Below are 20,562 nucleotides of genomic sequence, written 5' to 3' on the forward strand. Positions count from 1 at the left end.
AGCGGTTGGTGACCCAGTGGGCCGGGTTATTTGGACTCGAAAGTGGTGGTGCCGTCCCAATCGGCATCGGGCGGAGACCGCCTCATGGAGGCTACCCGTTCGGCATACAGGCGGTAAAGGACTTTTTTGGCATTCTGACGCTGCAGGTTGAGCAGGTGCACGTCGCAGGCGTCCCAGTCCTGGGCCTGCCACGCCTTGAACGCAAGCTTCCACTGCGCCAGCTCCCCGGTTTGTTCGGCCGTGAGCTGCTCGCGGCGCCCCAGCGGGGTATAGATGGTGACGGCCTGGGCCTTGCCTTTGACGCGCACCCGGTCAAGCACCTGCCAGGCGAAGCCCGGCGCCTGGGCCTGGGTGGTTTCGCTGGCCACGATGTCCACGCCGTACAGGCGGGAGAGCCCCTCCAGCCGCGAGCCGAGGTTGACCGCGTCGCCGATCACGGTGTAGCTGCGGCGAACGTCGGAGCCCATGTCGCCCACACACATGTCGCCGGTGTTCAGACCGATGCCGAGCTGGATGGCGGGCAGGGCGCGGCTGGCCCGCTCTGCGTTGATCTCGCGGATGGTTTGCGCCATGTCGATGGCGGTCTGCACGGCCAGGCTGGCGTGGTTGGGCGTTTCGACCGGGGCGCCCCAGAAAGCCATGACGCAGTCGCCCATGTATTTGTCGATGGTGCCGCGGTGGTGGCGGATGAGCCGGGTCAGCCGGCTGAACACGGTGTTGAGCAGGGCCTGGAGTTCGGTCGGCGCCATGGTCTCGGCGATCTGCGTGAAGCCACGCATGTCGCAGAACATCACCGTCAGCTCGCGCGTGGTTGCGGCCATGCTGTAGCTGTCGGGGTCCTTCACCATTTCGTCGACCAGCTCGGGCGGCACATAGGTGCCGAAGAGCTGGGCCAGTTCGCGCTTGGACCGGCTTTCGACGAAATAGCCGTAGCTCATGTTGAGCGCAAAGGCAATGCCCGCCATCACCAGCGTGCTGGCCAGCGGCAGCGCCAGCCCATGGCCCAGGTACAGCCAGGTGTTGAGCCCGAGCACCGCCAGCACCACCCCCAGGCTCAGGACCACCGCCCGCGCCGCGCTCAACAACGGGAGCACCAGCGCCAGGACCAGGCCGGCGACCACCAGCATGACCAGTTCGTAGCCGAGCGCGTAGTCGGGCTTGACCAGGAGCTGGCCGTCCAGCAGGCCGGCGATGAGGCTGGCATGGGTTTCGACGCCGGGGTAGGTTTCACCCACCGGCGTGATCCGCAGGTCCAGCAACCCCGGCGCGGTGGTGCCGATGAGCACGATCTTGTTGGCCAGCAGGCCGGGCGCCACCCGCCCGGCGAGCACGTCGGCGGCGCTGAGGTAGGTGAACGACCCGCCCTGGGGGCCACCGGGACCGCGGAACGGCACCAGCGTGGCCACCCGGTCGTCCACCGGAATGGCCAGCGTGGACGCCCCCTGGCGCAACCGCACGCTCTCAAGCGCTTGGTATTGGCGGCCAACCACCCGCTCGGACGGGAAGCCCGGCTCGACGCCCGGTGAGCCGAGGACCATGCGGAACATGGCCAGCGACAAGGACTCGTAGTAGCGGCCACCGTGCTCGGCCAGCAAGGGCAGCGAACGGACCACGCCGTCCGGACTGCTGATGGCGTTGAAAAAACCGGCGCGCGGCGCCGCCTCGGCCAGTGGCGGGATGTTGGCCCCGTAACCATCCCAGCGCGTGGCGAGAATGGGGCGGCCGCCCAATGCCTCCGCTTGCATCACCGGCGCTGGCAGGACCCCGCTGGTGCGTCCGTCGCGGTCGCTGGTGAAGTAGTAACCCAGCACCACCGGGCGGTCCTTGAGGGCCCGCGCCAGCAGGGCGTCGCGGTCGAGTTCTGGTTCCAGTTGCCGGACCCGCTCGGCAAAGCCAGGCTGGTCGGCGAGCGCACCGCCGGCCAGTTGCTGCAGCTGGTGCAGGCCCGAGCTGTTGTCGGCTTCGGCGAACACGGTGTCAAAACCGAGCAGGGCGATGCGCTGGTCTTCAAACAGGGTGTCGACCAGCCGGGCCATGTGGTGCCGGGCCCAGGGCCAGCGCCCGACCTCGGCCAGGCTTTTTTCATCGATGTCGACGATCACCACACGTTCGTCGCGCGTGGCCGGCATGGTGATGCGAAGGCGCGCGTCGTAGATGATGTCGTCCAGCCGCTGCAGCACGCCCATGGGCAGCACACCCACCGCGTGCAGAACCGCCAGCAGCAAGGGCAGCAAGGTCACGGCGATGCGCGGACCGTGTCTGCTCAAGGCCGCCATGGTGGACGCCAATTGTGGGAGTGCAGGCCGTTCATGACCTGCGAATCGGGCTGCTGGCCGGGTCAGGCCTGAACGAACTGCATTTGCGTACCCGCGAGTTCGATCACGTCACCGTTGCGCAGGTTGACCGCGTCGGTGCCGATGGCGCTGCCGTTCACGGTGGGCTTGATGGCGCCTTCGACCAGCGCAACCACATAACCATGCGGGCGACGCGTGATGGCAGCCACCGCCACACCCGGTTTGCCGATGGTGGTGACCACCTTGACCAGCGGCACTTCACGACCCGCGGCGGCACCTGACATCACACGGATCGCCGCGTTGCCCACCGGGGCAGCGGCCTCGACGGCACCCACCACGGCACCGGAGTTGATGACCGTGGTCTTTTCAAAACTGTCGGCTGCGCCGTCGTGCACGTACTTGATCTTGTACTTGCCGATTTCGACCGTGTCACCGTTCTGCAGCTGCTGCTTCTTGATGGCCTTGCCGTTCACATAGGTGCCGTTGGTGCTGTTGAGGTCTTCCAGAAACACCTGGGCACCGGACATCTGCATGACCGCGTGCTCACCGCTCACCGCCAGGTTGTCGATCACGATGTCGTTGTAAGGGCGGCGACCGAGCGTGGTGCGATCTTTGGTGAGTTGCACTTCCTTGATGACGACACCATCGATGGAAACGATCATTTTCGGCATGGCCGACTCCTGTGGAACCTGATGAAATAATTCTTAAGAACTACTGTTGCCAAGCATACGCGACAACAAACCCCTGCGGACCTGTTTGGCGCGCGCAAGCGTCAGTATCACCGAAATATTATCGCGGCCTCCGCTCTCATTGGCGGCGTCTACCAAGGCGCGACACTTTTCCTGCAGGCTGCCTGTCGACATCAGTATCGCGGCAAGCTGTTGATCGGACACCATGTCGCTCAGGCCATCGGAGCAAAAGAGGTACAGGTCACCGTCTTCAACGCGGTATTCGTTGACTTCCAGCAACACCGTGTCCTCGACCCCCAGAGCCCGGGTGACGAGGTTCTTGTGGGTGGCGAACTGGGCCTGTTCCTGGGAAATCAGGCCGGCGTCGATCTGCTCCTGCAGCAACGAGTGGTCACGCGTGATCTGTTGCAGGGTGTTGCCCCGCAGGCGGTAGCAGCGCGAATCGCCCACATGGCCGATCATCGTTCGCGTTCCCATGAACACCCCCATGACCATGGTGGTGCCCATGCCGGCGTACATGGGGTTGGAGTTGGCGGCGTTGAAGATCGATCGGTTGGCGTTGTCGATGCAGATCTCCATCGCCCGTTTGAGCTCGCGGGCGTTGGCCTCGTGCCCGCCCTCGACCAGCCAGCGGCCCAGCTCTTCCTTGATGAAGGTGGTGGCCATGGCGCTGGCCACCTCACCCGCGTTGTAGCCACCCATGCCATCGGCCAGCACCACCAGATGGTTTTCAGCATCCAGGGCGACCGTGTCTTCGTTGTTGTCACGGACCAGGCCAGGGTCCGTGAGGGCGGCGTACTCAAAGTTCATGTTGAGCGGGTTTATACCTTTAGATGCCATCCGTCATCGTTCTTGATTTCCACTTTTGTCACATATTTCGCGACATCGGAGGCGGCGTCCAGGTGGGTTCAAGGACGGCGGGGTTCAACCTGTGTGGTTTCAAAGTGGGCAGACTGGCTGCTGGCATTGTCGCGCATTGAAATCCCGGTACCGATCAGGGTACCCGCCAGCGCTTGCAGCCGCTTCAGTTCGGCCGCCAGATCGGCACCGGTCTGGTAGCGCTCACCGGGCGACTTCGACAAGCTTCGGCTGAGGAGGTCTGCGATGCCGGCCGGCAGTTCGGGTCGGAGGGTCCGCACATCGGGTGGGCTCTGGTTGGCAATCTGGAACATCAGCGCGGCCATGGAGTCGGCCCGGAACGGCAGAACACCGGTGAGCAGCTGGAACAGCATCACCCCCAGCGAATAGAGGTCGGAGCGGCCGTCGATGTGCTGCCCGGCCAGTTGCTCGGGGGACATGAAGCTGGGGGTGCCCAGCACCATGCCGGTCTTGGTGCGGCTGGAGTCGGTGATGCGCGCAATGCCGAAGTCGGTGACTTTCACCGTGTCGGCATCCGGTGCGTACATGATGTTGGCGGGCTTGATGTCGCGGTGCACCACGTTTTGCCGGTGTGCATAGTCCAGCGCCAGGGCCACCCGCTCGCCAATGCCCAGCACCGTGGCCACGGGCAGCAGCTGGCCCGCGCGGGTGTGTTCCACCAGATCCCGCCCCGGCAGGAATTCCATGGCGATGTAGGCCAGATCGTGTTCTTCACCGGCATCGAAGATGGTGACGATGTGCGGATGCTGCAGGCGCCCGGCGGTTTCGGCCTCGCGAAAGAAACGCCCACGTGCGTCCTTGAGTTCCTCGCCTTCGAACTCGCTGCTGAGGGCCAGGGTCTTGATCGCGACCACACGACCGATCTTCGGATCGCGCCCCTGGTACACCACACCCATCGCGCCCTTGCCCAGCTCCTTTTCGATGCTGTAGCGCCCGAGCATGGGTTTCTCCACCCCGTTGCCGCTGAGCAGCAGGGTGCCCCCCGGGTGCGAGGCCGAAGCCCCCTGACCCAGCATCACCGTCTCCGAGAGGTTCTTCGCCCGCTTCAGCCGCGACCGCACGTCCGCATCGCCCCGGTCCAGCAGGGTCATGTGTTCGTACACCGACTGCGCCTTGTTGAACTGGCGCTTGCGCTCGAAGTCCAGCGCCAGCTGCTTGAGGTTGTCCATCACCGCTTCGCTGTGCGGCACACGACGCAGGCGGTCAAAGGCCATGTCGAGCTGGCCCTGGCCTTGCAGGGCCAGACCCATCATGCGGTTGGTTTCGGCGGACTCGGCATCGGCCTGCACCTTGCGCGCCTCGGTGACACCGAAGCGCCGTGTGACCAGGGCCAGATGGCCCATCAGCAGCAGCGCGGCCGGAAACACCAGCTGCAGCCAGACCGCCGAATAGGCGAGCAGGCCGTACTCGGTCCCGAGCAGCGCGACAAACATCCCGGCCGTCAGCCAGGCGCCGGCGGCGGCCGACAGGCGCGGCAACAGGAACACGAGGTAGGCCGTCACCAGGCCCAGCACCGCCAGCACCGCGGCGCCTCCCCAGACCCGCTGCGCAATGAAATGCCCGTTGAGGATGCTGGACGTGATGTGGGCCAGGATGCCCGCCGGCGACATGGCGGGCGAAACGGGCGTGGCAAACAGCGTGCCCACCCCGGCGGCGGTGGCGCCGATGATCACGACCTTGCCGGCGTATTTGGTGGCCGGGATGCGTCCCGAGACCACGTCGTAGAACGAGTCGGTGGTGAACGCCGGGCGCCCACCTCGATCGGCATAGAACTGGGGCAGCACAACACCCGAGGCATCGGTATCGATGCGCGTGCGACCCAGCATCACCCCTTCGCCGGGCAGCAGGCGGATGTCCTGAATCCCCAGGTTGAGGCTCTGGGCCGCCACCATCAGTCCCATGGAGGGAACGCCGTGCCCGTCGAAGTGCAGGAGCAGGGGTTCGCCGCGCACGGTCCCGTCGCGGTCGGGCAACTGGTTCAGATGGGCCACGGCGAGTGCCGCCTGGCCGATGGCTTCGAGGGGCTGCTGAGCCGCGGAAGCGGCCACACCGAAGCCCTGGGTGTCGGGCACAGCGCTTTTCTGCGCAAAGGCGGGCAGCGGTTGATCGGGTCGCCCCTGGGGTTCACCCAGGACGTAGAGCGAGGGCACGACCACGTTCCCTGCCTGGCCCAGACTGTTCACCAGACGGGCATCCGTATCGAGTTCCTGTTCAGCGGTGTCTATGAAGACCTGCAGGCGCTGGCGCGCATCGGGGCCCAGGTCGGTCCAGACGGGCACAGCGGTGTCGCCCGAAAGCAGTTGCTCGCGCAAGTCGCGCAAGCGGGTCAGCCCACGATCGGTCTGCGGTTCGAAGAAAAAGGCGGTGTGCGCCACCGTTTTGGCGCCCGCTGCTGCGAGCTGGTCGATCAGCCGGGCATGCACCTCGCGCGGCCAGGGCCAGCGCCCGATGTTGGCGATGCTCTCATCGTCGATGGCAATGATGGCCACGCGATCGCTGGGCGTTCTGTCGCTGCGGGTGCTGGCGAAATCGTAGTACCGGCGTTCCAGCCCACCAAACAGGTCGGTCGCAAAGTGCAGTGCGAAAGCCGCCACGACCACCATGAGGGCAATGATCGCGTCGGAAGGTTGACCGCGCCGGCGACGCGCCAACGCGGGCTTGACACTGGGGTTGCTGGACAAAGCCCGACGTCCTCTTGCTAAAGCGTATGGCCCGAAAGAAAAGGGCCCGGCCCGGCATCGCGCGATCTGACCCACGCCAACCGGGAACGGAATGCACCACATGGTGAAAATCTGGCAGTCTGTTTCATTCTGCCAGACCCCATCGGGCGGAAACCGGGCAAAAGCCACGGGTGGCGAGGTTTTGCACAGCCGAAAAAAAGGCAACGCAAGCGTTGCCTTTGTCACGTCAGCCTCAGGGCCTCTTTACAGCTGCGCCTTGAGCAGCTTGCCCAGCTCGGACGGGTTGCGGGTGATGATGAAGCCCGACTCTTCCATGATGGCGAGCTTGGCGTCCGCCGTGTCGGCACCACCGGAGATCAGCGCACCGGCGTGGCCCATGCGCTTGCCGGGAGGGGCGGTCACGCCAGCGATGAAGCCGACGATGGGCTTCTTCATGTTCGCCTTGCACCACATGGCGGCTTCGGCTTCGTCCGGGCCACCGATCTCGCCGATCATGATCACGGCGTCGGTGTCGGGATCGTCGTTGAAGGCCTTCATCACGTCAATGTGCTTCAGGCCGTTGATCGGGTCACCACCGATGCCGACGGCGCTGGACTGGCCCAGACCCACTTCGGTCAACATGGCCACGGCCTCATAGGTCAGCGTGCCCGAACGGGACACGACGCCGATGCGGCCCTTGCGGTGGATGTGACCGGGCATGATGCCGATCTTGATTTCTTCGGGCGTGATCAGGCCCGGGCAGTTGGGGCCCAGCAGCAGGGTCTTCTTGCCACCGGCGGCTTCCTTGGCCTTCATGCGGTTGCGCACTTCCAGCATGTCCTTGACCGGGATGCCCTCGGTGATGCAGACCGCCAGGTCCAGATCGGCCTCGACGGCTTCCCAGATGGCGGCAGCGGCGCCGGCCGGCGGCACGTAGATCACCGACACCGTGGCACCGGTCTGCTGCGCGGCTTCCTTGACGGAGGCGTAGATCGGGATGTTGAAGATCGACTCGCCGGCCTTCTTCGGGTTCACGCCAGCCACGAAACAGTTCTTGCCGTTCGCGTATTCCTGGCACTTCTCGGTATGGAACTGACCGGTCTTGCCCGTGATGCCCTGGGTGATGACCTTGGTGTCTTTGTTGATGTAGATCGACATGGTGTTTCTTCTCCGGGCTTATTTGACGGCAGCAACGATCTTGGTCGCCGCTTCGGCCATGGTGTCGGCAGCGATGATCGGCAGGCCGGATTCGGCCAGCATCTTCTTGCCCAGCTCTTCGTTGGTGCCCTTCATGCGCACGACCAGCGGCACGCTCAGGTTCACGGCCTTGCAGGCGGTGATCACGCCGGTGGCGATGGTGTCGCACTTCATGATGCCGCCGAAGATGTTGACCAGGATGCCCTCGACCTTGGGGTTCTTGAGCATGATCTTGAAGGCTTCGGTGACCTTCTCGGGGGTGGCGCCGCCGCCCACGTCCAGGAAGTTGGCCGGCTCGCCGCCGAACAGCTTGATGGTGTCCATGGTGGCCATGGCCAGGCCGGCGCCGTTCACCAGGCAGCCGATGTTGCCGTCCAGGCTGATGTAGGCCAGGTCAAATTTCGAGGCTTCGATTTCGGCCGGATCTTCTTCGTCCAGATCGCGGTAGGCCACGATCTCGGGGTGGCGGAACAGCGCGTTGGCGTCGAAGTTGAACTTCGCGTCCAGGGCCATCAGGTTGCCCTTGGAGTCGCAGTTCAGGGGGTTGATCTCCACCAGGGACGCGTCGGTGTCCATGTAGCACTTGTAGATCTTGGCGAAGATGTCCACGGCCTGGTCCACGGAAGCGCCGGTCAGGCCGATGGCGGCAGCCACCTTGCGGGACTGCGCTTCGGTGATGCCGGTCAGCGGATCGATCAATTCGGTGACGATCTTCTCGGGCGTGGAGTGGGCGACTTCTTCGATGTCCATGCCGCCTTCGCTCGAAGCGATCAGCGCCACTTTCTGGGTCGCGCGGTCGGTGACGAGCGACACATACAGTTCGTTCTTGATGTCGGCGCCGTCTTCGATGTAGAGGCGGCGCACCTTCTGGCCTTCAGGGCCGGTCTGGTGGGTCTTGAGTTGCATGCCCAGGATCTCGCCCGCAATGCGCTTGACGTCTTCAATGGTCTTGGCAACCTTGACGCCACCGCCCTTGCCACGGCCGCCGGCGTGGATCTGGGCCTTGACGACCCAGACCGGACCACCCAGTTTCTGCGCGGCTTCCACCGCTTCCTGCACCGTGAACGCGGCAATGCCACGCGGCACTGGCACACCAAATTGACGCAAGATTTCCTTGCCTTGGTACTCGTGAATCTTCATGAGGTCTCTCTCAGACTGGGGGTTTTCTTGAACCGACCGAACAGCGAACGGCCGGCGCGCAGGCACTGGACACAGCAACCGGGGAATGTATCATGCTGCGACGCACCAAAGAGGTGTCACCGCGTTCACATAATGCATAATTATATTGACGCATCTCTGAACCAGAACTGACAAGGCAACCAGCGTCATGGCCAAGATCTTCATCGACGGCGAAGCCGGCACCACCGGCCTGCAGATTCGCGAGCGTCTTCAACAGATGCCTGCTATTGAATTGCTGAGCATCGCCCCCGAACGCCGCAAGGACCCCGAGGCCAAGCGCGAACTCATGTCGCAGGCCGATCTGGTGATCCTCTGCCTGCACGACGATGCGGCCATCGAGTCGGTGGCCATGATCGACGGCCTGACGGGCCGGAAACCCCGGATCATCGACGCCTCCACCGCCCACCGCTGTGCGCCCGGTTGGGCCTATGGCTTCCCCGAACTCTGTGTCGATCAGCACGAGGCTGTGATGAAAGCCGATCGCGTGGCCAACCCCGGCTGCTACGCCACCGGTGCCATCGCTTTGCTGCGTCCTCTGGTCGATGCCGGGCTGCTACCCAAAAACTTCCCCGTCTCGCTGCCCTCGGTGAGTGGTTATTCGGGCGGCGGGCGCAGCATGATCGAAGCCTATGAAAAGGGCGAGGCGCCACTGCACGAAGCCTATGCGCTGGGTCTCGCGCACAAGCACATTCCGGAGATCCTTCGCTACACCGGCATGAGCCGGCGGCCGATCTTCATCCCCGCGGTGGGCAACTTCCGCCAGGGCATGCTGGTGCAATTGCCGCTGCACCTGGACGACCTGCCCGGCGCACCGAAGGCCAGCGACCTGCACGATGCGCTGGTGGCCCACTACGCGGGCAGCGTCTCGGCCGGCGGCTGGGTCAGCGTGGAGCCCGCCCCGGAGAGCGGCAAGCTCGACGCCACCGCCCTCAACGACACCAACCGGCTGGAACTGCGGGTGTTTGCCAACGAAGCCCATCGCCACGCCGTGCTGATCGCGCGCCTCGACAACCTGGGAAAGGGCGCCAGCGGCGCCGCGGTGCAAAACCTCCAGCTCATGCTCGGTCTCTGAGAGGAGCTTCCGCTCAGTTCGACCGACCGGGTTCGCTGCGGGACTGGTTCACCACCTGCTGCAACAAGCGCAGGTCTTCCGTCACCCGCTCCGAATAGGCCTCGAACTGGTCGGCCACCATGCGGCGGGCGTCGCCCCGCTTGCCCGCCTGTTCCAGCGTGAGCACGTTGCAAGCCACGTGGTGGAACATGCGGTGGTGCGAAAGCAAGGCGGTGAAGCCCGGGAAGGTGCCCAGGCGGGCACGGGCCTGGCCATGGATCCAGCGGCCCAGATCACAGCGGTCGTCGCGGCAGATGTCTTCGACGCCCAGTCTGGCCTCGGGGTGGTGGCTGGCCAGGTGCGCCAGCAGGTGTTGCTTCCACTGCTGGTGGGCGACCACGGCGGCGTCGATGTCCAGGCCTTGCGCAGCATCCGCCGCCTCTGCCTGCAGCTGGTTGTCGTGCACCGCCCCTTCAGCTCCAAAGAACCGCCGGAATAAAGCCATGGTTTGTCTCCAGGGACACGCATCAAGGCGTGTTTTTGAATACCCCGGATGGTACTGCGAACACCTGGCTTTCAGGCTCTCAGTCCGCGTCGCGTCCGCCCACCACTTTTCGGATGACATCCCCTCCAAAGCCTCGAGTGGCCAGGAAGCGCATCTGCCGGGCCTGTCCCGCGGCATCGGCGGCCGGCTCACCAAACTTGCGGCGCCAGATCTCGCGCGCGCGCTCGAACTCGGAACCCTGCAGATCGGCCACCGCCGTGGCCACGGCTTCGGCGCTCACGCCCTTGGCCTGCAACTCGTGCTTCACGCGCGACGCGCCGAGCCGGCTGGCACGCCGGTGCAGCACCGACGCCACCACACGCTGCTCATCGATGAAGCCCTTGGCCTGCAGCTCATCGAGTGCGCGGGCCAGTTCACCGGGCTCGGTTTCGTGGGGCTTGAGCTTGCGCTCCAGCTCGGCGCGCGAATGTTCGCGGCCGGCCAGCAGACGCAAAGCGCGGCCTTTGAGTGACGGCTGATCAAAGCCCATTTCAGCCTGCCTCTATCGATTGGCGCGTGCGATCCACCGGACCGCTTATTCGGCGATGGCGACTTTCTCCGCCTTGGCGGTCTTGCCACCTTTGGCCGGCGCGGCGGCTTCGTCGATGGGCAGGAGCGGCACGCCGAGCTCGGTGCGCACCTTGTTCTCGATCTCGACGCGCAGGTCGGGGTTCTCGCGCAGGAATTCGCGCGAGTTGTCGCGACCCTGCCCGATCTTCTCGCCGTTGTAGGCGTACCAGGCACCGGATTTTTCGATCACCTTGTGCAGTACGCCCAGGTCCAGGATTTCGCCTTCGCGGCTGATGCCTTCGCCAAACAGGATGTCGAACTCGGCCGTCTTGAACGGGGACGCCACCTTGTTCTTCACCACCTTGACCTTGGTTTCGTTGCCGATCGAATCCTCGCCTTTCTTGATGGTGCCGGTGCGGCGGATGTCCAGCCGCACGGAGGCGTAGAACTTGAGCGCGTTGCCACCGGTGGTGGTTTCGGGGCTGCCGAACATGACGCCGATCTTCATGCGGATCTGGTTGATGAAGATGACCATGCAGTTGGTCTTCTTGATGTGGGCGGTGAGCTTGCGCAGCGCCTGGCTCATCAGGCGGGCCTGCAGGCCGGGCAGGCTGTCACCCATCTCGCCTTCGAGTTCGGCCTTGGGCGTGAGCGCGGCCACCGAGTCGACCACGATCAGGTCCACCGCACCGGAGCGCACCAGGCTGTCCACGATCTCCAGCGCCTGCTCGCCGGTGTCGGGCTGGGAGATCAGCAGGTCCTGCAGGTTGACGCCGAGCTTCTGTGCGTACTGGATGTCCAGCGCGTGTTCGGCATCAACAAAAGCACACTGGCCGCCCACCTTCTGCATTTCGGCGATGGCCTGCAGGGTGAGCGTGGTCTTGCCCGAGGATTCCGGACCGTAGATCTCGATCACGCGACCCCGCGGCAGACCGCCGACGCCCAGCGCGATGTCCAGCCCGAGCGAGCCGGTGGACACGACCTGGATGTCTTCGATCACCTCGCCCTCGCCCAGTCGCATGATCGTGCCTTTGCCGAACTGCTTTTCGATCTGGGCCAGCGCGACCTGCAGAGCCTTGGCCTTTTCGCTGTTGACGGGGTTGTTCTTGACGGCTGCGTCCATTTGATGCTCCTGAGCGAGTGAGTGGGTGTTCGCTTCCAGCAGGTGTTTTTGTGTACAGGCTGGATGCTTGAACAGCAGTTTACAGCGATATACATTTCAAACAAGCCAATTTTTGGTCAGTTTGACTTACCATTTGACCACCCCCTGCGCCGCTGCGCGGCTTCCCCCCAGGGGGACCACGCCCTTGGCCCGGCAAAGCCGGTTCTTCGGCGTGTGCTGGGCTAAAAGACACCTCCTCCGACTGGCTGAACCGATGAACGAAGGACTCCCCTTGGCGGCTGGCGACGACCGCTGGCGCTCCGGACATCTGGGCCGTCTGATGGGTCTCGCCTTGCGCCGTTTTGACGAACGCGTGCTCGATCTGATGGCGCGCGACGCGGCCGTGCCGCTGGCGCTCTCCAACCTGGCCGCGCGCGCACAGGTGGGCGCGGCCCACATCCACATCACGCGCCACCTGGCGCTCAAAGGCTCGCGCCTGACCGAGCTGGCCCGGCAGGCCGGCATGAGCAAGCAGGCCATGGGTGATCTGGTGACGCAATGCGAGGCCTGGGGCCTGGTGCTGCGCGAACCCGATCCGCTGGATGCGCGCGCACGGCGCATCGTGTTCACCGAAACCGGCCTGCTCTGGCTGGAAGCGTTCCGCCAGGCGGTGGCCCAGGCCGAGACGGAGTTTCGCGCCCAGGTCGGCGCCGAGGTGGCCACCGTGGTGGCGCTGGGGCTGGAGGCGTACGGCACCTGAACGGCCGCTTGGCGCGCACTCCGGCGTCCCCCGTGCGCCGGGGGTTTATCCCGGAACCGGGCACGCCGGCGAGGCCTAAAATGACCTTGGAGACCATGTCGCCGCCAGCCGGTTGTGCGGCGACAGTGCCCCACAACAGGCCGCCCGACCGGCCGCAAAGGAAACCCGCATGCGCATCCTGATTGCCGAAGACGACCAGGTTCTGGCCGATGGTCTGCTGCGCAGTCTTCGCGCGGCCGGCGCGGCCGTCGACCACGTGGCCAGCGGCAGCGAAGCCGACGCCGCGCTGATGACCAACAACGAGTTTGACCTGCTGATCCTGGATCTGGGTCTGCCGAAAATGCATGGCCTGGAGGTGCTCAAACGTCTGCGCTCGCGCGGTTCGGCGCTGCCGGTGCTGATCCTGACCGCGGCCGACAGCATCGAAGAACGCGTCAAGGGCCTGGACTACGGCGCCGACGACTACATGGCCAAACCGTTTTCGCTGCAGGAACTCGAAGCCCGCGTGCGCGCCCTCACGCGCCGTGGCATGGGCGGAGCCAGCTCCACCATCAAGCACGGCCCGCTGGTGTACGACCAGGCCGGCCGCGTGGCCACCATCGACGGCAAGATGGTCGAACTCTCGGCGCGCGAACTCGGCCTGCTCGAAGTGCTGCTGCAGCGCGCCGGGCGGCTGGTGAGCAAGGACCAGCTGGTCGAACGCCTGTGCGAGTGGGGCGAAGAGGTGAGCAACAACGCCATCGAGGTCTACATCCACCGCCTGCGCAAGAAGATCGAGAAGGGTCCGATCCGCATCGCGACCGTGCGCGGGCTGGGCTACTGCCTTGAAAAAATCCCTGGATGAAGGCTCCCCCCGCGCCGGGCTTGCAGCCCGTCACCCCCCAGGGGGCAGCACTGGTGGCCCGGCAAAGCCGGCTCCACGGTGCTCTGGGTTGGAACCCGTCGCTCCGGACAAGTTTGCGATAAACCGCCGCAGCTGACATGTCCGCTCCCAAAAAGCACGACAACGGCCAGGTGTCGTTCGGGCTGTTCCAGCGCGAGCAGCGCAGCCTGTTTGGCGAGATCCTGGACTGGATGCTCACGCCGCTGCTGCTGCTGTGGCCGCTCTCGCTGGCGCTGACCTGGTTCGTGGCGCAGGGCATTGCCAGCAAGCCGTTCGACCGTGCGCTGGAGTTCAACCTGCAGGCGCTCACCCAGTTCGTTGTGAACCAGGACGAAAAGGTGAGCTTCAACCTGACGCCGCAGGCGCGCGACCTGCTGCGTGCCGACGACAGCGATCTCGTCTACTACCAGGTGCTGGACCCCCGCGGCGAGCTCATCAGTGGCGAAGGCGACTTCCCCCTGCCGCAGGACAACGAAACCCCCGAACCCGGGCGGGTGATGCTGCGCGACGACATCGTGCGCGGTGATGAGGTGCGGGTGGCCTACGCCTGGCTCTCGCGCAACCAGGACCCGAAACGCCTGGTGTTGATGCAGGTGGCCGAAACCAAGGGCAAACGCTCCACGCTGGCCACCGAGATCATCAAGGGCGTGATGGTGCCGCAGTTCGTGATCCTGCCGCTGGCGGTGCTGCTGGTGTGGATGGCGCTGGTGCGCGGCATCCGCCCGCTCAACGAACTGGAGCAGCGCATCCGCGCGCGCAAGCCCGACGACCTGAGCCCGATCGAAGAGTCTTTCATTCCGCAGGAAGTGGCGCCGCTGGTCTCGTCCATCAACGACCTGCTCACGCGGCTGAAGACCTCGCTGAGCACCCAGAAGCGCTTCCTGGCCGACGCCGCCCACCAGCTCAAGACGCCGCTGGCGGGGCTGCGCATGCAGGCCGAGCTGGCGCAGCGCGAAAGCGATCCGCAGGAAATCCGCGGCTCGCTGCAACAGATCGCGCGCTCCAGCACCCGCGCCACCCACACCGTCAACCAGCTCTTGTCACTGGCACGCGCCGAGACCACCGGCCGCGCGTTGCCGACAGCACGCATCGACCTTGCCCGGCTCGTGAAAGGCGTCGTGCAGGACTCCGTGCCGCGGGCACTGGAGCACGGGATCGACCTGGGCTACGAAGGACCCGAAGAGATGCCCGCGGACTGCCTGATGGAAGGCAATCCGACCCTGCTGCAGGAGATGACACGCAACCTGGTGGACAACGCCATCAACTATTCGGGCCGGGATGGCGTGGTCACGGCGCGTGTGCTGCTGGACCGTTTCAGCGGCGTGATGATCCTGCAGGTCGAAGACAACGGCCCCGGCATCCCGGAAAACGAGCGTGAACTCGTGCTGCAGCCGTTCTACCGCGCGCTGGGCACCAACGTCGACGGCTCGGGCCTGGGCCTGGCCATCGTGCACGAGATCGCCCAGCAACACGGCGCCGTGGTGTCCATGGAGGACGCCCAGCCAGACCGCGCCCACCGGGGTCTGCGCGCGTCGGTGCGTTTTGCGCCCCGCAAGTCCCCGGACAAGGACTGAGGCCGGGCGTCGCGGTCGCAGAAAATCAGGCCGCCGTCGGCTGGTAGACGTTGAGTTGGAGGCGCTCGCGCTCCACCGCGCGCGCCACGGCCGGCAGCGCCGCAAAACGCTGGGCCAGCGCCCAGGTGGCGGGGAAGGTGGTGGGATCGATGCCCGCGTAGCCGCCCCAGCGCAGCAGGGTCAGCGCATAGGCGTCGAGCGCGCCAGGCTTCTCGCCGGTAAGCCAGGGCGAAGCCTGGGTCGCCAGCGCCTCGATCTCACCCAGCAGGCCCCGGTAGCTGTTCGCTGCGAACGCACGGATCACCTTTTGCGTGCCTTCGTCGTCGGTGAATTTCTGCGGCATGAACACGTGGGTGAAGGTGGGGTGCACCGTGTTGTTCATCCAGGCCAGGGTGGACAGCGCACGCGTGCGCGCCAGACCCGACGCGGGAAGGATACCGGCCTGCGGCAGCTTCGCGTCCAGGTGCAGCAGGATGGACACGATCTGGGTGATCACCTCACCACCGTCCACCAGCACCGGCACCTGGCCACGCGGGTTCATGGCCAGGTAGTCGGCCGAGCGCTGCTCGCCCTTGTGCAGCTTCACGCTGACGGGTTCGAACGCCGCACCCGAGAGTTCCAGCATGCTGTGCGGCACGAACGAGCAGGCGCCGGGGGCGAAATAGAGTTTGAGGCTCATTGTGTGTTGTCTCCTGAATCAGCTGAGGTGTTTGCCCAGCACGCCGGCGATTTCAAACATGGTCACCTGCGGCTTGCCGAACACCGGTTCCAGCTTGGCGTCGGCGTTGATGTTGCGCTTGTTGGCCGCGTCCTGCAGACCGTTGGCCTTGATGTAGTCCCACAGCTTCTTCACCGCTTCGGGGCGCGACACGGCATCGGTACCGATCACCGCGGCCAGCGCCGCGCTGGGCTGCTTGCCGCTGGCGGCGGTGGTCTTGCGCGGCGCCTTGGGGGCTTTCACCGCGGGCGTCTTCTTGGCTGCGGCTTTCTTTGCAGGCGCGGCCTTCTTGGCCGGTGCGGCTTTGCTGGCGGTCGCGCGCACGGGTGCACCGGCCGCGGTCTTGCGCGGTGGGAACTTGCTGGTGCGTGGCTCGAACTCGAAGTTCACCTTGCCCGCTTCCTTGTCCCAGGCCAGGAAGGCCTTGAAGGCGCGGCGCGTGCGCATGGAGACGAACTTGTCGAGCAGGTCGGTCTTGCCGGTTTCCAGCAGCTTGTTCATCTGCTCGCGCGCCACCGGCTGCTGCAGGATGATCTTGCCGCTCTTGAAGTCGCAAGTCGGCGTGGCCTGCGCCATCGTGGGCACGGCCTTCTCGCAGACGTAGTTGGCGCCGTGCTCGAACACCGCCCCGCCGCACTTGGGACAGGCACCGAGCGATTCGCTGCCGGTGAAATCGACCAGCTCACCGGTCTCTTCGTTTTTCTTGTCGTCACCGAAATCGAATTCGAGTTTCCAGTTCTTCTCTTCTTCGTTGAACTTGATCACGATCTCGGCCACAAAGGGCCAGCCCGCCTTGGAGCGGAAGCCTTCCAGCGGGCCGATCTTTTTGGTCGCCAGCAGCTGTTCGGCCTCTTCGGGCTCAAAGGTGCGACCGGCCGGCGACTTGCCGAACGAGAAACCGCAACCCTCGCTGTTGCCGTCGGCACCGGTGCAACCGTAGCGACGGTAGTTCTCTTTCACCACGCCGCCGCAGTTGGGGCAGGGCGTTTGCAGGGTGGCGTAGTTGCCGGGGATGGTGTCGCGGTCGTATTCCTTGGCCTTCTTCACCATGCGCTCGGTCATGGCCGCGATCTCGCCCATGAAGGCGGCGCGGCTGAGCTTGCCGTGCTCCATCTGCGCCAGCTTGTATTCCCACTCGCCGGTGAGCTCGGGCTTGGAGAGTTCTTCCACGCCCAGGCCACGAAGCAGCGTCATGAGCTGGAAGGCCTTGGCCGTGGGGATGATCTCGCGGCCTTCGCGGAACATGTACTTCTCGGTCAGCAGGCCTTCGATGATGGCCGCGCGCGTGGCAGGCGTGCCCAGGCCTTTTTCCTGCATCGCTTCACGCAGCTCGTCGTCGTCCACCAGCTTGCCCGCGCCTTCCATGGCGCCCAGCAGCGTGGCTTCGGAATAGCGTGCGGGCGGCTTGGTCTTCAGGCCCTTGGTTTCCACCGATTCGGTGCGCACGGTCTCGCCTTCGCGCACCGGCACCAGGTTCTGCCCCTTGTCGCCCTCCTTGGCATCCACCACGTCTTCGGCGGCTTCCTTGCCATAGACCGCCATCCAGCCCGGCTTGACCAGCACCTTGCCTTCGGTCTTGAAGTGGTGGTTGACCACACTCGTGACGCGGGTCGTGACCATGAACTCGGCGCTGGGGAAGAACACCGCCAGAAAGCGGCGCACCACCAGGTCGTACAGCTTCTGCTCGGCTTCGCTCAGCCCGTGCGGCGCCTGCAGCGTGGGGATGATGGCGAAGTGGTCCGACACCTTGCTGTTGTCGAAGATGCGCTTGCTCGGGCGGATGTAGCCGTTGTTGAGCGCGGTCAGCGCATGCGGCGCCAGGTGCTTCATGCCGCTGCCGGCCAGCATCTCGAAGGTCTGCTTGACCGTGGGCAAATAGTCCTCGGGCAGCGCGCGCGAATCGGTACGCGGGTAGGTCAGGGCCTTGTGGCGCTCGTACAGGCTTTGCGCCAGCTGCAGCGTGGTCTTGGCCGAGAAGCCGAAGCGGCCGTTGGCCTCGCGCTGCAGGCTGGTCAGGTCGTACAGCAGGCCGCTGGCCTGCGTGGTGGGTTTGCTCTCTTCCTTGACACTGGCGGCCTTGCCGCGCACGGCGTCGGCGATCGCCTGGGCTTCGCGCTGGCTCCAGACGCGGTCGGCGCGCAGCTCCAGGTCGGCGTCGTCGCCGGTGGGCTTCTTGAACGCGGGATCGAACCACTTGCCCGGGTACTCGCCAGCTTCGGCAAGAAAGCTGCCGTGGATTTCCCAGTAGTCGCGGCTGCGGTGGGCGCGGATCTTTTCTTCGCGTTCGACCACGATGGACAGCGTGGGCGTCTGCACCCGGCCGACCGTGGTGAGGAAAAAGCCGCCGTCGCGCGAGTTGAAGGCGGTCATGGCGCGCGTGCCGTTGATGCCGACCATCCAGTCGGCCTCGGAGCGGCTGCGCGCGGCATCGGCCAGGCCCTGCATCTGCGCATCGCTGCGCAGGTGCTCAAAACCGTCGCGGATGGCCGCCGGCGTCATGGATTGCAGCCACAGGCGCTGCACCGGCTTGCCCAGCGTCTGGTACGAGCCGCCCTTCAGGCCACCGGCGTACTGTTCAATCAGCCGGAAGATCAGCTCGCCCTCGCGGCCCGCGTCACAGGCGTTGATGAGTTTCGTCACGTCCTTGCGCTTGGCCAGGCGCACCACCGCCGACAGGCGCGACTTGGTCTTGTCGATCGGCTTGAGCTCAAAGTAGGGCGGCAGCACCGGCAGGTGGGCGAAGCTCCACTTGCCACGTTTGACGTCGAACTCTTCGGGCGCGGCGATCTCCACCAGGTGGCCCACGGCGGAAGTGACGACGTAGGTGTCACTCTCGAAGTGGTCATCGTGCTTGTCGAACTTGCCCGCCACCGGGGTGAGCGCTCGCACGATGTCCTGGGCCACGGATGGCTTCTCGGCAATGACCAGGGTTTTGGCGAAACCTTCAGCAGTTTTCATCTCTACAATCAGCTTTCACGCGCACATGCACGCGCACACATGGGTACGCACACACACGCGCGCACCTGCATGAATCAACCTTACCAAAAATTCCGGCCGTGACGAAAACCGCAGGTTTCGCAAAAAGCCCCCGCCAGACGCGCGCCGCTTCCGCCACCAAAACGCCCGCAGCCAGCAGCCGGCGCATCCAGACGCGGCGCTCCGGCGTGCACGGCAAGGGCGTCTACGCGGTCGTGGATCTGGCCGAAGGTGAGACCCTGATCGAATACGTGGGCGAGATCATCAGCTGGGACGAAGCGCTCAGGCGCCACCCGCACGACCCCAGCGATCCGAACCACACCTTCTATTTCCATATTGACGAAGGCCATGTCATCGACGCCAAGGTGGGCGGCAACTCCTCGCGCTGGATCAACCACAGCTGCAACCCCAACTGCGAAGCCGAGGTGGACGACGGTCGGGTCTTCATCCGCGCCCAGCGCAACATCGCCGCGGGCGAAGAGCTGTTCTACGACTACGGCCTGGTGATCGACGAGCCCTACACCCCGAAGCTCAAGGCCGAATACCCCTGCTGGTGCGGCGCCAAGAACTGCCGTGGCACGCTGCTGGCGCCGAAGCGCGGTGGCCGTGCCACGAAACTGGGATGACCCCCCTGCGCCGCTTCGCGTCTTCCCCCCAAGGGGACAACACCAGCGCCCCGGCAAAGCCGGTTGCGCGGTGTTCTGGGCTGCAGGCACGTCTCTCCGGTCATGTCTGACCTGCTCGCCCACGTCGAAGCCGTCTGGCAGGCCGTCGTGCCCGACCTGCCGGGTTTTACCGTCGAGGTGCTGCCCAGCATCGACTCCACCAGCAGCGAGCTCATGCGCCGCGCGCGCGCCGGGTTGATGGAGCCGGTGCTGCTGGCGGCCGATGAGCAGACCGCCGGGCGCGGTCGTCTGGGCAAGGGCTGGCACAGCAAGGCCGGCCAGTCGCTCACCTTTTCGCTCGCGCTGCCGCTGGCGCCGGCCGACTGGTCCGGCCTGTCGCTGGCGGTCGGCGTGAGCCTGGCCGAGAGCCTGCACCCGGACGTGCGGCTCAAGTGGCCCAACGACCTCTGGCTGCACCAACGCAAGCTCGGTGGCATCCTGGTGGAAACCGCCAGCAACGGCACATCGGTCGGCGGCGCTGTCACGCACCCGCGTCTGGTCGTGGTGGGCGTGGGCATCAACATCGCCCGTCCCGATGCCGCGGCCGTGAACGCCCTGGCCAGCCCGGACGCGCTGCTGCCCGCCATGGCGCCCGCCGGTTTGTCCGAGGTGCTGGTGGGCCTGACCGCGGGCGAGGCGCTGGCACGGGTGGTGCCCGCACTGGTGCGCGACATCCAGGCCTTTGAGTCACAAGGCTTCACCGCCTTTGCCGAGCGTTTCGCCCGGCGCGATGCGCTACAGGGTCAAAGTGTGCGCCTGTCCGACGGCACCCAGGGAACCGCCTGTGGTGTGAGCCCGCAGGGAGCCTTGCTGGTTCAGACCGACCAGGGCATGCAGGCGGTCACCAGTTCGGAAGTGAGTGTGCGGCCGTGTTGAGGGTG

Annotated in this window: 17 protein-coding genes; 6 read left to right on the top strand and 11 right to left on the bottom strand. The window is 65.4% G+C overall.

What is annotated here, in order from left to right; all coding sequences use genetic code 11:
* Positions 1 to 26 precede the first annotated feature (26 nt).
* The 6 genes from ACN5W5_RS08620 to sucC all read right to left on the bottom strand — a co-directional run bounded on the left by ACN5W5_RS08620 (position 27) and on the right by sucC (position 8,859).
* A complete protein-coding gene (locus ACN5W5_RS08620) occupies positions 27 to 2,276 on the bottom strand; it encodes a CHASE2 domain-containing protein (RefSeq protein WP_420048113.1) in 2,250 nt (749 codons plus the stop codon).
* A 62-nt stretch (positions 2,277 to 2,338) separates the two neighbouring features.
* Positions 2,339 to 2,965, bottom strand: a complete 627-nt coding sequence (locus ACN5W5_RS08625; protein WP_420048114.1) for an FHA domain-containing protein — start codon at positions 2,963 to 2,965, stop codon at positions 2,339 to 2,341.
* Positions 2,966 to 2,998: 33 nt separating this feature from the next.
* Complete coding sequence (locus ACN5W5_RS08630) at positions 2,999 to 3,793, bottom strand: Stp1/IreP family PP2C-type Ser/Thr phosphatase (protein WP_420048115.1); 795 nt, start codon at positions 3,791 to 3,793, stop codon at positions 2,999 to 3,001.
* A 98-nt stretch (positions 3,794 to 3,891) separates the two neighbouring features.
* Positions 3,892 to 6,543 carry a CHASE2 domain-containing serine/threonine-protein kinase gene (locus ACN5W5_RS08635; protein ID WP_420048116.1) on the bottom strand — a complete coding sequence of 884 codons (2,652 nt, stop codon included), beginning with the start codon at positions 6,541 to 6,543 and terminating at the stop codon, positions 3,892 to 3,894.
* A gap of 243 nt (positions 6,544 to 6,786) precedes the next feature.
* On the bottom strand, positions 6,787 to 7,680 hold the full coding sequence (gene sucD / locus ACN5W5_RS08640) for a succinate--CoA ligase subunit alpha (protein ID WP_210823768.1): 894 nt from the start codon (positions 7,678 to 7,680) through the stop codon (positions 6,787 to 6,789).
* Between the two features lie 18 nt (positions 7,681 to 7,698).
* On the bottom strand, positions 7,699 to 8,859 hold the full coding sequence (gene sucC, locus ACN5W5_RS08645; protein WP_420048117.1) for an ADP-forming succinate--CoA ligase subunit beta: 1,161 nt from the start codon (positions 8,857 to 8,859) through the stop codon (positions 7,699 to 7,701).
* A gap of 187 nt (positions 8,860 to 9,046) precedes the next feature.
* Here sucC and argC point away from each other — a divergent pair, with 187 nt between their 5' ends.
* The gene (gene argC, locus ACN5W5_RS08650) at positions 9,047 to 9,970 is read left to right on the top strand and encodes an N-acetyl-gamma-glutamyl-phosphate reductase (protein ID WP_420048118.1); all 924 of its coding nucleotides are present in this window, start codon (positions 9,047 to 9,049) and stop codon (positions 9,968 to 9,970) included.
* Between the two features lie 13 nt (positions 9,971 to 9,983).
* On the opposite strand, the gene ACN5W5_RS08655 is transcribed toward argC, so the two are convergent.
* The 3 genes from ACN5W5_RS08655 to recA all read right to left on the bottom strand — a co-directional run bounded on the left by ACN5W5_RS08655 (position 9,984) and on the right by recA (position 12,126).
* A complete protein-coding gene (locus ACN5W5_RS08655) occupies positions 9,984 to 10,454 on the bottom strand; it encodes a CZB domain-containing protein (protein ID WP_420048119.1) in 471 nt (156 codons plus the stop codon).
* Between the two features lie 79 nt (positions 10,455 to 10,533).
* On the bottom strand, positions 10,534 to 10,983 hold the full coding sequence (gene recX / locus ACN5W5_RS08660) for a recombination regulator RecX (protein WP_304922712.1): 450 nt from the start codon (positions 10,981 to 10,983) through the stop codon (positions 10,534 to 10,536).
* A gap of 45 nt (positions 10,984 to 11,028) precedes the next feature.
* On the bottom strand, positions 11,029 to 12,126 hold the full coding sequence (gene recA / locus ACN5W5_RS08665) for a recombinase RecA (protein ID WP_420048120.1): 1,098 nt from the start codon (positions 12,124 to 12,126) through the stop codon (positions 11,029 to 11,031).
* A gap of 253 nt (positions 12,127 to 12,379) precedes the next feature.
* On the opposite strand from recA, the gene ACN5W5_RS08670 reads away from it, so the two are divergent.
* The 3 genes from ACN5W5_RS08670 (at position 12,380) to ACN5W5_RS08680 (ending at position 15,322) form a co-directional block, all read left to right on the top strand.
* Positions 12,380 to 12,865 carry a MarR family winged helix-turn-helix transcriptional regulator gene (locus ACN5W5_RS08670; RefSeq protein WP_420048121.1) on the top strand — a complete coding sequence of 162 codons (486 nt, stop codon included), beginning with the start codon at positions 12,380 to 12,382 and terminating at the stop codon, positions 12,863 to 12,865.
* Positions 12,866 to 13,034: 169 nt separating this feature from the next.
* Positions 13,035 to 13,709: a response regulator transcription factor gene (locus ACN5W5_RS08675; protein ID WP_177136767.1), complete on the top strand. Its 675-nt coding sequence runs from the start codon at positions 13,035 to 13,037 to the stop codon at positions 13,707 to 13,709.
* Positions 13,710 to 13,846: 137 nt separating this feature from the next.
* Positions 13,847 to 15,322, top strand: coding sequence for a sensor histidine kinase N-terminal domain-containing protein (locus tag ACN5W5_RS08680; protein WP_420048122.1), 1,476 nt, complete (start codon positions 13,847 to 13,849; stop codon positions 15,320 to 15,322).
* A gap of 25 nt (positions 15,323 to 15,347) precedes the next feature.
* Here ACN5W5_RS08680 and ACN5W5_RS08685 read toward each other — a convergent pair whose 3' ends face one another.
* Both ACN5W5_RS08685 and ACN5W5_RS08690 read right to left on the bottom strand, forming a co-directional pair.
* The gene (locus ACN5W5_RS08685; RefSeq protein ID WP_420048123.1) at positions 15,348 to 16,001 is read right to left on the bottom strand and encodes a glutathione S-transferase family protein; all 654 of its coding nucleotides are present in this window, start codon (positions 15,999 to 16,001) and stop codon (positions 15,348 to 15,350) included.
* Between the two features lie 18 nt (positions 16,002 to 16,019).
* Positions 16,020 to 18,998: a DNA topoisomerase III gene (locus ACN5W5_RS08690; RefSeq protein WP_420048124.1), complete on the bottom strand. Its 2,979-nt coding sequence runs from the start codon at positions 18,996 to 18,998 to the stop codon at positions 16,020 to 16,022.
* 185 nt (positions 18,999 to 19,183) lie between these two features.
* On the opposite strand from ACN5W5_RS08690, the gene ACN5W5_RS08695 reads away from it, so the two are divergent.
* Together ACN5W5_RS08695 and ACN5W5_RS08700 are read left to right on the top strand one after the other, a co-directional pair.
* Complete coding sequence (locus tag ACN5W5_RS08695) at positions 19,184 to 19,642, top strand: SET domain-containing protein (protein ID WP_304922716.1); 459 nt, start codon at positions 19,184 to 19,186, stop codon at positions 19,640 to 19,642.
* A 102-nt stretch (positions 19,643 to 19,744) separates the two neighbouring features.
* Positions 19,745 to 20,557: a biotin--[acetyl-CoA-carboxylase] ligase gene (locus ACN5W5_RS08700; protein WP_420048125.1), complete on the top strand. Its 813-nt coding sequence runs from the start codon at positions 19,745 to 19,747 to the stop codon at positions 20,555 to 20,557.
* The last annotated feature ends 5 nt before the right edge of the window (positions 20,558 to 20,562 follow it).

Source organism: Hydrogenophaga sp. ZJX-1 (assembly GCF_048590325.1).
Lineage (GTDB): Bacteria > Pseudomonadota > Gammaproteobacteria > Burkholderiales > Burkholderiaceae_C > Hydrogenophaga.

Excerpts from the sequence above, each read along its gene's own strand:
- ACN5W5_RS08620 (WP_420048113.1), bottom strand. The coding sequence starts at position 2,276 with ATGGCGGCCTTGAGCAGACACGGTCCGCGCATCGCCGTGACCTTGCTG.
- ACN5W5_RS08625 (WP_420048114.1), bottom strand. The coding sequence starts at position 2,965 with ATGCCGAAAATGATCGTTTCCATCGATGGTGTCGTCATCAAGGAAGTG.
- ACN5W5_RS08630 (WP_420048115.1), bottom strand. The coding sequence starts at position 3,793 with ATGAACTTTGAGTACGCCGCCCTCACGGACCCTGGCCTGGTCCGTGAC.
- sucD (WP_210823768.1), bottom strand. The coding sequence starts at position 7,680 with ATGTCGATCTACATCAACAAAGACACCAAGGTCATCACCCAGGGCATC.
- sucC (WP_420048117.1), bottom strand. The coding sequence starts at position 8,859 with ATGAAGATTCACGAGTACCAAGGCAAGGAAATCTTGCGTCAATTTGGT.
- argC (WP_420048118.1), top strand. The coding sequence starts at position 9,047 with ATGGCCAAGATCTTCATCGACGGCGAAGCCGGCACCACCGGCCTGCAG.
- ACN5W5_RS08655 (WP_420048119.1), bottom strand. The coding sequence starts at position 10,454 with ATGGCTTTATTCCGGCGGTTCTTTGGAGCTGAAGGGGCGGTGCACGAC.
- recX (WP_304922712.1), bottom strand. The coding sequence starts at position 10,983 with ATGGGCTTTGATCAGCCGTCACTCAAAGGCCGCGCTTTGCGTCTGCTG.
- recA (WP_420048120.1), bottom strand. The coding sequence starts at position 12,126 with ATGGACGCAGCCGTCAAGAACAACCCCGTCAACAGCGAAAAGGCCAAG.
- ACN5W5_RS08670 (WP_420048121.1), top strand. The coding sequence starts at position 12,380 with ATGAACGAAGGACTCCCCTTGGCGGCTGGCGACGACCGCTGGCGCTCC.
- ACN5W5_RS08675 (WP_177136767.1), top strand. The coding sequence starts at position 13,035 with ATGCGCATCCTGATTGCCGAAGACGACCAGGTTCTGGCCGATGGTCTG.
- ACN5W5_RS08680 (WP_420048122.1), top strand. The coding sequence starts at position 13,847 with ATGTCCGCTCCCAAAAAGCACGACAACGGCCAGGTGTCGTTCGGGCTG.
- ACN5W5_RS08685 (WP_420048123.1), bottom strand. The coding sequence starts at position 16,001 with ATGAGCCTCAAACTCTATTTCGCCCCCGGCGCCTGCTCGTTCGTGCCG.
- ACN5W5_RS08690 (WP_420048124.1), bottom strand. The coding sequence starts at position 18,998 with ATGAAAACTGCTGAAGGTTTCGCCAAAACCCTGGTCATTGCCGAGAAG.
- ACN5W5_RS08700 (WP_420048125.1), top strand. The coding sequence starts at position 19,745 with ATGTCTGACCTGCTCGCCCACGTCGAAGCCGTCTGGCAGGCCGTCGTG.